The organism is Bacillus sp. FMQ74 (genome assembly GCF_001875785.1).
GTDB classification, from domain to species: domain Bacteria; phylum Bacillota; class Bacilli; order Bacillales; family Bacillaceae; genus Bacillus; species Bacillus stercoris.
The window spans coordinates 539,921-553,999 of sequence record NZ_MOEO01000001.1 but is presented as its reverse complement, the minus strand read 5'-3'; the positions used below and the strand labels follow the sequence as shown (position 1 = coordinate 553,999).

Annotated in this window: 13 protein-coding genes and 1 pseudogene; 6 read left to right on the top strand and 8 right to left on the bottom strand. The window is 41.8% G+C overall.

All coding sequences use genetic code 11. The features are described from left to right. The first annotated feature begins 353 nt into the window (after positions 1-353). Positions 354-563, top strand: coding sequence for an RNA polymerase subunit omega 1 (rnpZA, locus tag BLL41_RS02995; RefSeq protein WP_024572111.1), 210 nt, complete (start codon positions 354-356; stop codon positions 561-563). Positions 564-568: 5 nt separating this feature from the next. Beyond that, positions 569-2,236, top strand: a complete 1,668-nt coding sequence (gene rnjA, locus BLL41_RS02990) for a ribonuclease J1 (protein ID WP_003245660.1) — start codon at positions 569-571, stop codon at positions 2,234-2,236. A gap of 34 nt (positions 2,237-2,270) precedes the next feature. Here rnjA and ade read toward each other — a convergent pair whose 3' ends face one another. The 5 genes and pseudogenes from ade to abhA form a co-directional block, all read right to left on the bottom strand. Further along, a complete protein-coding gene (gene ade / locus BLL41_RS02985) occupies positions 2,271-4,004 on the bottom strand; it encodes an adenine deaminase (protein WP_071576746.1) in 1,734 nt (577 codons plus the stop codon). A gap of 156 nt (positions 4,005-4,160) precedes the next feature. After that, positions 4,161-4,826: a Ktr system potassium transporter KtrC gene (gene ktrC, locus BLL41_RS02980; RefSeq protein WP_003222311.1), complete on the bottom strand. Its 666-nt coding sequence runs from the start codon at positions 4,824-4,826 to the stop codon at positions 4,161-4,163. Between the two features lie 62 nt (positions 4,827-4,888). Beyond that, positions 4,889-5,706 (bottom strand): annotated as a pseudogene (locus BLL41_RS02975) (gamma-glutamylcyclotransferase family protein). A 15-nt stretch (positions 5,707-5,721) separates the two neighbouring features. Further along, positions 5,722-7,008 (bottom strand): two-component sensor histidine kinase KinC, encoded by a 1,287-nt coding sequence (gene kinC / locus BLL41_RS02970; protein ID WP_071576745.1) that lies wholly within the window; start codon positions 7,006-7,008, stop codon positions 5,722-5,724. Positions 7,009-7,199: 191 nt separating this feature from the next. Then, positions 7,200-7,478 (bottom strand): transcriptional regulator AbhA, encoded by a 279-nt coding sequence (gene abhA, locus BLL41_RS02965; protein ID WP_071576744.1) that lies wholly within the window; start codon positions 7,476-7,478, stop codon positions 7,200-7,202. A 282-nt stretch (positions 7,479-7,760) separates the two neighbouring features. Here abhA and mreBH point away from each other — a divergent pair, with 282 nt between their 5' ends. The 3 genes from mreBH (at position 7,761) to BLL41_RS02950 (ending at position 10,346) form a co-directional block, all read left to right on the top strand. Further along, the gene (gene mreBH, locus BLL41_RS02960; protein ID WP_003245743.1) at positions 7,761-8,768 is read left to right on the top strand and encodes a cell shape-determining protein MreBH; all 1,008 of its coding nucleotides are present in this window, start codon (positions 7,761-7,763) and stop codon (positions 8,766-8,768) included. 100 nt (positions 8,769-8,868) lie between these two features. After that, positions 8,869-9,003 (top strand): protein YkpC, encoded by a 135-nt coding sequence (locus tag BLL41_RS02955; RefSeq protein ID WP_071576743.1) that lies wholly within the window; start codon positions 8,869-8,871, stop codon positions 9,001-9,003. Between the two features lie 110 nt (positions 9,004-9,113). Then, entirely contained in the window at positions 9,114-10,346 is a 1,233-nt protein-coding gene (locus BLL41_RS02950; protein WP_071576742.1) for an aminopeptidase, read from the top strand. A gap of 31 nt (positions 10,347-10,377) precedes the next feature. Here BLL41_RS02950 and BLL41_RS02945 read toward each other — a convergent pair whose 3' ends face one another. Both BLL41_RS02945 and BLL41_RS02940 read right to left on the bottom strand, forming a co-directional pair. Next, positions 10,378-11,289: a ketopantoate reductase family protein gene (locus BLL41_RS02945; RefSeq protein WP_071576741.1), complete on the bottom strand. Its 912-nt coding sequence runs from the start codon at positions 11,287-11,289 to the stop codon at positions 10,378-10,380. A gap of 56 nt (positions 11,290-11,345) precedes the next feature. Further along, positions 11,346-12,968 carry an ABC-F family ATP-binding cassette domain-containing protein gene (locus BLL41_RS02940; protein ID WP_071576740.1) on the bottom strand — a complete coding sequence of 541 codons (1,623 nt, stop codon included), beginning with the start codon at positions 12,966-12,968 and terminating at the stop codon, positions 11,346-11,348. Positions 12,969-13,148: 180 nt separating this feature from the next. Between BLL41_RS02940 and BLL41_RS02935 the strand changes: the two genes are divergently transcribed. After that, positions 13,149-13,418 carry a hypothetical protein gene (locus BLL41_RS02935; protein WP_003232345.1) on the top strand — a complete coding sequence of 90 codons (270 nt, stop codon included), beginning with the start codon at positions 13,149-13,151 and terminating at the stop codon, positions 13,416-13,418. A gap of 34 nt (positions 13,419-13,452) precedes the next feature. Here BLL41_RS02935 and sipT read toward each other — a convergent pair whose 3' ends face one another. Beyond that, positions 13,453-14,034: a signal peptidase I sipT gene (sipT, locus tag BLL41_RS02930; protein WP_003232348.1), complete on the bottom strand. Its 582-nt coding sequence runs from the start codon at positions 14,032-14,034 to the stop codon at positions 13,453-13,455. Positions 14,035-14,079: the final 45 nt, after the last annotated feature.

Genomic DNA, 14,079 nt, shown 5'->3' with positions numbered 1-14,079 from the left:
ATTCCCACCCTCATCATACAAAAAGTTTGTCATTCAGCAAACAATTTCGTTCAAAAATCATATTAAATTCCATTAATAACCACGAAAAGTCTTCCTCAATCTCCGTATACTATTAGTATAAAAGAACTCTGGGACAAATTTTTTATTAAAGGAGGGACTGGCTAATGCTGCGTAAATTAAGAAAGAAACTCAGAAGACAATGGAACGGAATGCTCCGCAAGAAAGCCATTGCCTGACAAGGGATCTTTCACTTTTGAGAGGTCCTTATTTTGCTCAAGGCTTTCCTTATATTCCGTTTTCGAATATAATAGAATGAGCGAGTCTAACATACGGCATTTAAGGAGAGATTTGGAATGATTTATAAGGTATTTTATCAAAAAAAGGCTGACGAAGTACCTGTTCGGGAAAAGACAGATTCACTTTATATTGAAGGCGTATCTGAGCGTGACGTCAGAACAAAGCTGAAAGAAAAGAAATTTAATATTGAGTTTATTACACCTGTTGATGGTGCATTCTTAGAATATGAACAACAGAGCGAAAATTTTAAAGTATTGGAGTTATGAGCGGTATGAAATTTGTAAAAAATGATCAGACTGCTGTTTTCGCCCTCGGAGGTTTGGGCGAAATCGGTAAAAATACGTACGCGGTGCAATTCCAAGATGAAATTGTGCTGATTGATGCGGGGATCAAGTTTCCCGAGGACGAACTGCTCGGAATTGACTACGTCATCCCTGATTATACGTATTTAGTCAAAAACGAAGATAAAATTAAAGGGCTTTTTATCACCCACGGTCACGAAGACCACATCGGCGGTATTCCATACCTGCTCAGACAAGTGAATATTCCTGTATACGGCGGAAAACTCGCGATCGGCTTACTTCGGAATAAACTTGAAGAGCATGGATTATTAAGACAAACGAAACTAAACATTATCGGCGAGGATGATATCGTAAAGTTCCGCAAAACGGCCGTGTCATTCTTCAGAACGACACACAGTATTCCGGATTCCTACGGCATTGTTGTAAAAACGCCTCCTGGAAACATCGTACATACTGGGGATTTCAAATTCGACTTTACTCCAGTCGGAGAGCCGGCAAACTTAACGAAAATGGCCGAAATCGGAAAAGAAGGCGTTTTGTGCCTTCTTTCAGACAGCACAAACAGTGAAAACCCGGAGTTCACCATGTCTGAGCGCCGTGTAGGAGAAAGCATCCATGACATTTTCCGCAAGGTGGACGGCCGAATTATCTTCGCTACCTTTGCGTCGAATATTCACCGCTTGCAGCAGGTAATTGAAGCTGCTGTACAAAACGGAAGAAAAGTTGCCGTATTTGGACGCAGTATGGAATCGGCTATAGAAATTGGACAGACACTCGGTTATATTAACTGTCCTAAAAATACGTTTATTGAGCATAACGAAATCAATCGTATGCCTGCTAATAAAGTAACGATTTTATGTACAGGAAGCCAAGGGGAACCAATGGCGGCGTTATCAAGAATTGCAAATGGCACACACCGCCAAATTTCAATCAATCCTGGGGATACAGTCGTATTTTCTTCGTCCCCTATCCCAGGCAACACAATCAGTGTGAGTCGGACGATCAACCAGCTATATCGTGCGGGTGCTGAGGTTATTCACGGCCCTCTTAACGATATCCATACATCTGGTCACGGCGGACAGGAAGAACAGAAGCTGATGCTTCGTTTAATCAAGCCTAAATTCTTCATGCCGATTCACGGTGAGTACAGAATGCAAAAGATGCATGTCAAGCTTGCAACAGATTGCGGCATCCCAGAGGAAAACTGCTTTATCATGGATAACGGTGAAGTATTAGCGCTTAAAGGCGATGAGGCCTCGGTTGCAGGAAAAATCCCGTCCGGTTCAGTATACATTGACGGAAGCGGTATCGGTGATATCGGCAATATCGTACTTCGTGATCGCAGAATTCTCTCTGAAGAAGGTCTAGTCATCGTTGTTGTCAGCATTGATATGGATGACTTCAAGATTTCAGCGGGTCCTGATTTGATTTCCAGAGGATTTGTGTACATGAGAGAATCTGGCGACTTGATCAACGACGCTCAAGAGCTCATTTCAAATCACTTACAAAAAGTAATGGAACGAAAAACGACACAATGGTCTGAAATCAAAAACGAGATTACAGACACTCTTGCACCTTTCTTGTACGAAAAAACAAAGCGCCGTCCGATGATCCTGCCGATCATTATGGAGGTTTAAAAAAAGATGCACTCACTTAGGGAGTGCATCTTTTTTATTGCAGTGATATATGTTGAAATGATTTTACATCAAATAATCCTATTGTCGTCATTTTGATATCAGGAATAACAGGCAAAGCTAAAAACGACAATGTCAAAAATGGATTAAATCCGCCTGTGAAACCGACTAACGACAATTGATCATGCAGCGTCAGCAAGCTTTGATTCACTTGCTCCGCGGATTGGTCGGATAATAACCCTGCAATCGGCAACGGTACTGAATGGAGCTCTTCCCCATTTTTTATAATCGTTAATCCTCCGCCAATTTCCTGCAGCTTATTAACTGCCGCCGCGATATCCTCATCATTCGTTCCGACGGCAATAATATTATGGGAGTCGTGTGAAATGGTTGTGGCGATCGCTCCGCTCTTGAATCCAAATCCTTTCACAACACCGAGCCCGATTTCTTTTAATCCTTTATGCCGCTCAACAACTGCAATCTTTAACAAATCGAGCTCAGTGTCAGGCTCAAAGACGCGGGCGCCAGAAGCCGGAACATGCACTAATCGTGTTTCAAGCTGGTTTGGAATGATTTGAATGACATTGATCTGCTGCTCTGAATCAATTGGCATATGAAAATCCTGTTTGTTAAGAGGAGCAGCAAGCTTAACAGAGTCAAGCAGCGCCGGTTCTGATACTGCAGCTGAAGCATGCTCTTGAAGGACTGCTTTGCTGTCTTCAGCAACAGTCTGTCCTTTTATCATCGTCCTTGTGACAGTGACATTTTCCAGATCAGATACAAAGAGCAAATCGGCATCAAAACCCGGGGCAATCGCTCCCTTTGTATCTAGTCCGTAGCATTCGGCTGCATTGAGGCTTCCTAATTGATAGGCTATAAACGGATCAAGTCCGGCTTGAATCGCCATTTTCACCTGATGATTCACACTTCCCTCTGACAACAAATCATCCACATGCTTATCATCTGTACAGAAAAAGAAACGGCGTGCATTCTTTTCATTCACCGCCGGCAGCACATTGAGAGTGTTTTTTGCGACTGATCCTTCACGCATCATGACATACATGCCCCTTCTGATACGATCAAGAGCTTCTTCCTTCGATGTTACTTCATGATCGTTTGAAACAAATGCGGTTCTATAAATGTTAATGAGGTCTGTTGATAAACCGGCTAAATGACCGTCTATGCGTTTTCCTGCAACACGTGCATCGAGCAGTTTCTGAACCATATCTTCTTCAGCCTGCTGAACCGACACATAATCCATAACTTCAGCCAGCCCTAATACTTCTTCTTCTTCATAAAAAGGCTTGAGATCGGCAGCTTTGAGAATTGCGCCTGATCGCTCAAAACTTGCGGCAGGCACACTGGAAGGAAGCATAAAATGAATGTTCAACGATGTATGCCGAGCTTGTTCAAGCATAAATGCAATCCCTTTTTCCCCAGACACATTCGCAATCTCATGCGGGTCTGTAACAACGGTCGTCACGCCATGCGGCAATACTGCTTTAGCAAACTCTATCGGCGTAACCATTGATGACTCAATATGTACATGTCCATCAATAAAACCCGGAACAATCATTTGTCCCTCTGCATCAATGATATTTTCACCTTCATAGTCGCCAAGGCCTACAATAACTCCGTCTGTAATCGCAATATCTTCATATATCCACTCTTGATTATATACGTCCATAATTTTTCCATTCTTAATGACGATATCAGCTTTTTGTCTTCGGGCTGAAGCATTCAGCCTATTGACTAGCGCTTCTTTATTCAAATAGGCCCCTCCTCTTTTTTATTATATGGTACAATATGCTATCGGAACGCCTATGCTTAGTCAATAAAATGTTAAGAAATTGACGCTCGGTTCATTAAAATTGTTATATTCTGATAATATTAAAAAGCCGCCCTCTGAGGACGGCTTTTTTTACTGCTATTTTGTATGAAGAACTCTTTTTTCGAAACGGGAGATGTCTGTGACTGATCCAATAACAATAAGTATATCTTCTTGGTGGATAACCTCGGTTGCAAGCGGTGATACGATGACTTCCTTGCCCCTTTTAATGGCTACAATGTTAATACCGTATTTTGCACGAATATCCAAATCAAGAAGTGTATTTCCAGCTAGGCGGCTGTTAGCTACGATTTCAACAAGACTATGCTCTTCAGACAGCTCCAAATAGTCAAGTACATTGTTGGACACGATATTATGTGCAATTCGTTTTGCCATATCGCGTTCCGGGTGGACAATGTGATCCGCACCGATTTTAGACAGCACTTTTTCGTGATAATCGTTTTGTGCTTTAACTGTAATTGTATGAACGCCAAGTTCTTTCAGAATGAGTGTTGTTAAAATACTCGCTTGAATATTTTCCCCGATGGCTACAATCACGTGGTCAAAATTTCGCAGGCCTAAATTTTTCAGGACAGATTCGTCTGTTGAATCACCGATAACGGCGTGAGATGCTATCTTGGCATACTCGTTGACTTTATCTTCATCGATATCCATTGCCATAACCTCGACGCCTTCTTCGCTTAATGCTTTGCAAATACTGCCGCCAAAACGGCCCAGCCCAATTACCGCAAATTCTTTTTTCATAGTGGTGCTCCTTTATATGACATCATATTGATCAAATTTTATCATAATCTTTTGTCACAGTGTTATCCTTTTGGCAGCGAATTCATATGCTGCTTAAGCTTTTCAGTAAACTCAGGCGACAAATACAGCTCCGCTCCGCGTTCAATTTCAATCTGATAGTGCTGAGGCGGAGCAGTTTCCGCTTCTTTTTGGAGGACGAGAAAGGTTAAGCAGTCTGTATAGTGCCTTCCGCCTGCTTCAACGTCCACAAATGCCGGCCGATACGTAAGTGATTCAACGCCCTCCCTTTTATATGAGCAGAATAAGGGATCCGATATAAAACGCCTTCTGTTGTTCCTCCGTCTTCCAGCATAACCGCTCTTGAGCCGTCTTCCCTTTTTAACGTGAAGCGAGTTGTGTATCCTTTTAAAACAGCTCTTCCCACTGGATCTTGAAAATAGTGTCTGACTCCCGCCTTTTGAAAGCGGGCATGATCCATGCATGATCCATAGGCAAAATAATAAACGGGATTTTTCGATTTGCTGATCATCTGATGTTCTTTCCAGTCGCCAATGCTTATTTTCGTAAAACCGGCACACTCATCTTTGTTCATAAAATAAATAAGCGCATTTTTAATCCCGACATCCGTTTCTACAAACACCATTTGTTTATGATATCCTTGAAAAAATTGATCAAGCTTATGTATACACAATTCATCTGCTTCATATACTTCGCCATATATATAGCCTTCATCATTTAAAACGGCTGTGGGCCCCTCTTTTGCAGCAAACATACTTCCCTTTGTTCTGGCCTGCTCATTGATACATGCCGATTGTGCCAGCAAATGATGGTTTTTTTCATGCTTTCTTAGTGTCCCGTATACAAACAGAAGCGAGTTCATTTTATTTTTCTCCTCTCAGCTGTCTGATTTTAAAGGCAAAACCACTTGAAAGACGCTGCCTTTTCCAGCTTCGCTTTCGATTTTCAATTCCCCGTCATGTTCCTTCAAGATTCTCAAACAAATGGGAAGTCCCAATCCGGTACCCTTTTCTTTTGTGGAATAAAAAGGTTTGCCAATCTGCTTCAGCTTTTCCTGCGGCATACCGCTTCCTTCATCCTTTACGCTTATCACTGCATGAGAGGCAGTTTTTGCAGTTGAAATGGTTACGACACCGCCCTGTGGCATTGCCTCAATTCCGTTTTTAATGATATTGATAAAGACCTGCTTTAGCTGATTTTCGTCCCCGTTAATCATACAGCCATCTGTCTCTTTGAAATTTTTCTCTATGACGATATTGGACAAAATAGCATTGGTATCAAGCAATGTCGTGACTTGTTTCAATATCTCATTGAGCTGGTGCGTTTTGAATGTGATCGCCTGCGGTTTTGCAAGCAACAGCAGCTCGCTGAGAACTAAATCGATTCTTTTAATCTCTGAAAAGATGATGTCAAAATAGTCTTTTCTGTCCGGATATTGTGTTTTCATAATCTGGAGGAAACCGCTGACAGATGTTAAAGGGTTTCTGACCTCATGCGCAATACCGGCGGCAAGTTCACTTGTGATTGATAGTTTCTGGGATTCCCTCGCCAGCCGTTCATTAATCTCAATGAGCTCATCTTCAGCCTCTTTCCGCTCAGTGATATCTGACATTGTACCCAGGCTGCCTGTAAATTGGTCATCCCGGTCATAGTAAAGTTTATAATGAACTTCTCCCCAAAAAATCGTGCCGTTCTTTGTAACGTATTTTGCCGTAAACATGCCAGATGACGCTTTGTTTTGGATTTGCGTGTTAATGTGGTCCGCTACGTGCTTTTCTTTTATGAAGTAGTCATTATACATCGTTCCCATACATTCACTGATTGAAAAGCCGGTTATTGATGCCCACGCTTGGTTTAAATATGTAATTTCGCCTTTTGCATTCGTTTGAAATACGATTTCCTGCAAATTATCCATGATACGGTTTTTTTCTTCAGAAAGCTGTTTATACTTCCATTCGTTATCCTTCATTTTCTTAACCAGCTGCTGTTTCTCATCAATATAATAAGCCAGCATCCAGACACTCACCAGCGTGACTGCAGTATACACAATATCAACAGGCCAATTAATCGGGTTTTTGCCTATAAAATAAAATAAATAATCCCAAAACATTATAAAAATCATTGCCAAAATGATGGAAATGATACGAGCTTGATATTTTCTCATATGACCACCTGCCGCTTGTGTTTCTCTACTTATTGTACCATTCTTCGACAAATAATTGAGTAAAATATGTAAAGTATCCCAAATCATTCATTACCAAATATTCTTGATGTTTTATCTTAGGCGGCGGTAATCAAAAATTGGCACGCAAAAAAAGGCGGAGATGATATCGCTCCGCCTTTTTCAACATAATTTTATTCTTTTAAAGCGGCTTTAATTTCTTCAAGAAGCAGCTGTGCACCTTCAGGACTTAGCGTAATTTTACCGTTGCCGTATTCTTTATTTTCTGAAGTGATTTCTCCAGTCATTAAACAAACGCCATGAGGTTTGTACTTTTTCAAGATAATTTTATCTCCGTCAACAAAAAACTCAATGCTGTCTTTTATGGCAATATCCAGTGCCCGTCTTAACTCTATCGGCATAACAATGCGGCCTAATTCATCTACTTTTCTCACAACACCTATTGATTTCATAAAAACCCTTCTTCCTTTAAATGTTTCTTTTCTCATGTAATGTTTAAGGATGTACCTCAATATATCGTAGACGAATGAAACTCAAAAAAAGTTTCCCGCTTTCTATAAGAATCACAAGATATTTTTTCCATAAAACCGAAAAATGTATTACTTCTGTTACACAGCTCCTTGATTTTTTACAAAAACATTTCTTTACCGACACACACCCCCAAAAATCGCAGTATTTCTGAGAAACTTTAAATGTAGAATCATATTAAATTAGGATAGAGATTGGGTGAAAACATGTTTCAATCAACTGAAATCGGGATTGACTTAGGAACAGCTAATATACTTGTTTACAGCAAAAATAAAGGGATTATCCTAAATGAACCATCTGTTGTCGCAGTGGATACAACGACAAAGGCAGTTCTTGCAATCGGAGCTGACGCCAAAAACATGATCGGTAAAACACCGGGGAAAATTGTCGCTGTCAGACCGATGAAAGATGGCGTGATCGCAGACTATGATATGACAACTGATCTGCTAAAGCACATTATGAAAAAAGCCGCAAAAAGCATCGGCATGTCATTCAGAAAGCCGAACGTAGTCGTTTGCACACCGTCAGGCTCAACAGCGGTAGAACGCCGTGCCATCAGTGATGCGGTGAAAAATTGCGGCGCAAAAAACGTTCATTTAATCGAAGAGCCAGTAGCAGCCGCCATCGGAGCGGATTTACCGGTTGATGAGCCGGTTGCCAATGTGGTCGTAGATATCGGCGGAGGGACGACAGAGGTCGCTATCATTTCCTTCGGTGGCGTTGTTTCCTGCCATTCTATCAGGATCGGCGGAGACCAGCTTGATGAGGATATCGTTTCTTTCGTCCGGAAAAAATACAATTTGCTGATCGGCGAACGCACAGCTGAGCAGGTAAAAATGGAAATCGGCCATGCTCTGATTGAACATATACCTGAGGCAATGGAAATTCGGGGACGCGACCTCGTGACAGGCCTTCCAAAAACCATTATGCTTCAATCCAACGAAATTCAAGATGCAATGCGTGAATCCCTCCTGCATATTCTTGAAGCCATCAGAGCGACGCTCGAGGACTGCCCGCCAGAATTAAGCGGAGATATTGTCGACCGCGGCGTTATTTTAACAGGAGGCGGCGCGCTTCTTAATGGAATTAAAGAATGGCTTACAGAAGAGATTGTCGTGCCTGTACACGTGGCGCAAAACCCGCTTGAATCTGTAGCAATCGGCACAGGCCGTTCTTTAGAAGTGATTGATAAGCTGCAAAAGGCAATTAAATAGTCTTTCCCTGCATAAATCTTACACGCGGCAAATTTCTTGCTTCTTTTTTCCTCACTTCCTTCATATTGTGGGAAATGGAGAAACGTTAAGGAGGAAACAGATGCTAAGAGATTTAGGAAGAAGAGTAGCGATAGCAGCCATTTTAAGCGGAATTATTCTTGGAGGCATGAGCATTTCTTTGGCAAATATGCCCCATTCGCCTGAAGGCGGCACTGTAAAACTGAATCATCCATAGTATTGAAAAACCCAAGACGTGTCGTTTTGGGTTTTTCACTTTGGTCTCCTTCTTTCCTTTATAGGATCATATTTGATATGATGAGAAAAAAGCTTGAGGAGGAATGGTTCATGGATTCATTTTCACAGAAATTAAATACATATGCACTACTGGCAGTAGAAGTCGGTGTAAATGTCCAAAAAGGCCAATATGTAGTCGTAAACGCTTCAACAGACGTCCGGGATTTTGTGCGCTTAATTGTAAAACACGCATATGAAAAGGGTGCAAAAAACGTCACAGTGAATTGGCAGGATGACGAAGTAGCCAAATTAAAATACGAACTTGCGCCGTTTGAGGCATTTGAAGAATATCCTGAATGGGAAGCAAAAGGCAGAGAAGAGCTTGCCAAAAATGGAGCTGCTTTCATTTCTGTTGTGTCGTCAAACCCAGACTTGCTAAAGGGTGTAGATTCCAAACGGATTGCAGCATTCCAAAAAGCAGCAGGCAAAGCATTACATACATACAGACAATATATTCAATCAGACAAAGTCAGCTGGACTGTCGTAGGTGCGGCATCAGAGGGCTGGGCTCAGAAAGTGTTTCCTGGCAAATCAAAGGAGGAAGCCATTCGCCTTCTGTGGGAAGAAATTTTTAAAGCGACGCGCGTAAACGAAGACAATCCAGTTCAGGCATGGATCAATCATGACCAAAATCTTCATGAAAAAGTTGATCATTTGAACGAGAGACATTACGCTGCCTTACATTATCAAGCAGAAGGAACTGATTTAACAATTAAGCTGCCTAGAAAGCATGTTTGGGCAGGTGCAGGAAGCGTGAATGAAAGCGGCCATGAATTTATGGCTAATATGCCGACAGAAGAAGTATTCACGCTGCCTCAAAAAGACGGGGTTGACGGAGTAGTATCAAGCACAAAACCATTAAGCTACGGCGGAAATATTATTGAAAATTTCACCCTCACGTTTAAAAATGGCCGTATAGTCGACATTAAAGCTGAAAAAGGTGAGGACATTTTAAAAGAACTGGTGGAAACAGATGAAGGTTCTCACTATTTAGGTGAAGTGGCACTTGTTCCTTACGATTCGCCTATATCACAATCAAACATTCTTTTCTATAACACGTTGTTTGATGAAAACGCGTCAAATCATTTGGCGATCGGAAGCGCCTATGCCTTTAATATTGAAGGCGGAAAGCAGATGTCTCGTGAAGAGCTTGTCAAAGAAGGCTTAAATGAAAGCATTACACACGTAGACTTTATGATCGGTGCAAAGGATATGAATATTGACGGAATTACTGATGATGGAAAAAGAGAACCTATTTTCCGAAACGGAAATTGGGCTTTTTAAATAAAAAAGGAGGCTTTTCCGCCTCCTTTTTTTATTTTTCTGCTTCATACATTTGCAGATTCGCATAAACGGTTTCTAATACGGGTGCCGCGAGAGATAAACGTTTTGCTTTTTCAAGCAAAAATCCATGCAGGTGGTCGCCTTCAGTCGTTTGGCCGTTTTCCATATCCCGAAGCATGGAGGACTTCATATGATAAGACATGCTTGTCATCGTACGAAAGCTCTCTTCCTCAAGATCCGGATCAGCCGGAACACCTTCTTTACGTAAAACAGCGCCAATCTCCCCAATTAGAGTTTGGGCCGTGTGACGTCCGGCTTCTGTGTCGAGGATCGGGCCAAGCGGTCGTTGAAATAACGTTGTAATCCCCGCTTGCGCTGCAATAAAGAGATACTTTTTCCAAATGTCCTTCTCGATATGCCCGCTAGTGATGACTTCAGCCTTTACGCCTGAAAATGCCTCTTCAAGCGCTCTTATTCGCTCCGTACGCTCGCCGTTCCATTCTCCAAATACAAAACGATGCGATGCACTCGTATGATGAATTTCTCCTTTGCTGTCTAAAGCACTTTCTATAAAACACAGCCCGCCCAGCACCTGTTCTTTTGAAAATGCCGCAAATAGCTGCTCATAGTGGCGGTACCCGTTTAAGAAAGGGATAATGACAGATTCCAGATGGATAAACGGTTTGACATCGTTTATCACCTGATCAAGCGAGTATGCTTTAGAAGCAATGATAACGATATCAAATTGCCCTGTTTCTCCGGCACTGATTAGTTCGGGCTGAAATGTTACATTCCCTTTTTCACTATGGATGACAAGCCCGGTTTTTTTAAGCTGCTCAGCTCTTTTTTGGCGCACGAGAAATGTCACATCATTTCCTTTCTCCGAAAGCCGTGCGCCAATATATCCACCTACTCCACCTGCTCCGACAACTAAAAATTTCATGTTGTGATCTCCTTTCATATTTAGGTATCAAAAAAAGCAGAGAGATCTCTGCTTTTTTATTCCGCGTATAGTTCAGCTAATTTTTTCTGCACATCAGCATTTTCAAGGAACTCGTCATAGCTCATTTGCTTATCAACGATGCCGTTAGGTGTAATTTCTATAATTCTGTTGGCAATGGTCTGCACAAACTGATGGTCATGGGAAGTAAACAGCATAGCGCCTTTAAAGCTGATTAAGCCGTTATTAAGCGCTGTAATGGATTCTAAGTCTAAATGGTTGGTCGGCTCATCCAAAATTAAAATATTGGCGCCAGAAAGCATCGCTTTTGACAGCATACAGCGGACCTTTTCTCCCCCGGAAAGTACATTTGCTTTTTTGTGGACTTCTTCTCCAGAGAACAGCATGCGTCCTAAGAACCCGCGTAAAAAGCTCTCACTTTGGTCGTGCGGAGAATATTGGCGAAGCCAATCTACAAGGTTCAGATCACTGCCTTCGAAATATTCGCTGTTGTCTTTTGGAAAATACGCTTGAGATGTGGTAACACCCCATTTAAACGTTCCGCTGTCAGCTTCCATTTCCCCGGAAATGATTTTAAACAGTGTAGTAACAGCAAGTTCGTTCCGGCCAGTGAAAGCAATTTTATCTTCTCGGTTCATAATGAAGCTGACATTGTCAAGCACCTTTACACCATCGATTGTTTTTGTTAAGCCTTCCACGCGAAGAACATCATTTCCGATTTCCCGTTCCGGCGTGAAGTTAACATAAGGATAGCGGCGGGAAGACGGTTTAATATCATCCAGCGTGATTTTTTCGAGAAGTTTCTTTCTTGATGTAGCCTGCTTAGATTTAGACGCATTGGCGCTGAATCGAGCGACAAACTCTTGAAGCTGTTTAATCTGCTCTTCTTTTTTCTTGTTCGCTTCTTGAGAAAGCTTTAACGCCAGCTGGCTTGACTCGTACCAGAAATCATAGTTTCCGACATAGATTTGAATTTTATTAAAATCAAGGTCAGCAATGTGCGTACACACTTTATTTAAGAAGTGACGGTCATGGGATACGACAATAACTGTATTTTCAAAGTTAATGAGAAACTCTTCAAGCCACTGGATTGCCTGAAGGTCCAAGTGGTTCGTCGGCTCATCGAGCAGCAGAACATCCGGCTTGCCGAATAATGCCTGTGCCAAGAGAACTTTCACCTTCTCCGAACCGCCAAGATCGGCCATCTTCTTTGTGTGCAGATCTTCTGAGATACCAAGGCCTTTTAACAGAATCGCAGCTTCACTTTCCGCTTCCCATCCGTTCAGTTCCGCAAATTCACCTTCTAGCTCAGCAGCACGAATCCCATCCTCATCTGAGAAATCAGGCTTCATGTAAATAGCGTCTTTCTCCTGCATGACTTCATACAAGCGTTTGTGACCCATGATGACCACTTTCAGCACTTCATACTCTTCGTACTCAAAATGGTTCTGCTTCAAGACGGCAAGACGCTCGCCAGGACTCATATGCACATCGCCTGTCTGAGGCTCGATTTCGCCTGACAGCACCTTTAGAAACGTTGATTTACCGGCACCGTTTGCACCAATTAACCCATAGCAGTTGCCTGGGGTAAATTTAATATTAACATCTTCAAATAACTTACGATCCGCAAACCGCAAGCTTACATTATTTACAGCAATCATTTATTATCCTCCATCATGTCTATCATCATTAAAAGTATACCATGAATGCAAGGCAAGAGAAATGATTCCCTGTTAAAACAGAGAGAAAACACTTATACACCCAAACCAGCCAGCTGTGTTACAATTAAAGAGAGAGAATGCATCCGCCTGGAAAATTACACACTCTCATGGAGGAACACGTTGAGGCTTTTAACACTTACTGAATATTGCTTATTAATCTTTTTTACGGGCTTTTACCTTGCCGTAACAGGCTTTACCGCCAAGGATATCGGCTTATACATAGGCATAGCGCTTATTTATATATTTTCGCACATTTTTTCTAAACGACTTTTAGAAAAGCGCGGAAAAGAGAACAAACAGGTTCACCTTTTCTTCAGTGTGCTGGCCATTATCGGTTCAGTGTTCATCACAGTTTTATGCATTGCATTGGTCGCTTCTTTTTCAAAATAAAAACGCCTGCTGTCCAAAGGCCAGCAAGGCGTTTTTATTTTGTTTGACGCATTTCGTTAAACGGGAAAAAGACAAATTTCGATGTGCCAACAATTCGATCTTCCGCAATCAGTCCCAATCCATTTCGGCTGTCCATAGAATTCAGCCGGTTATCTCCCATGACAAAATATTTGCCTTTCGGAACCTTAACCGGTCCAAAGTCTCCTGTCAGACTGACACCAAGTTTTTCTGCTTCCTTCTTATTTTTAGACAAGTAAGGCTCGGCTACTTTTTTTCCGTTTATATAAAGCGTGTCATCCTTCATTTGAACGGTTTCTCCAGGTTTTCCGATCAATCTTTTTACATAATGGATTTTAGAAGTTTCACCGTTGATAATAACGATATCTCCGCGCTTCAGCTCGCCGATATAGTTGACTGTTTTATTCACAAACAGCCTTTCTCCGTCATGTAATGTGGGATACATAGATGAACCTTCAACTAAATACGGTTCAAACAAAAAGTGACGGATCAGGAGAGCCAGCAGAACAGCGATGACAATCGCTTTACCCCATTCCAAGTACGTATTGGTTTTTTTCTTCGCCGTTTTCTCAGTATTCGTATTTTTTTCCTCGGTCAAAGTGTTTCCTCCTAGACGATTGCTATGTCAGTTGTTTCTCTTCTT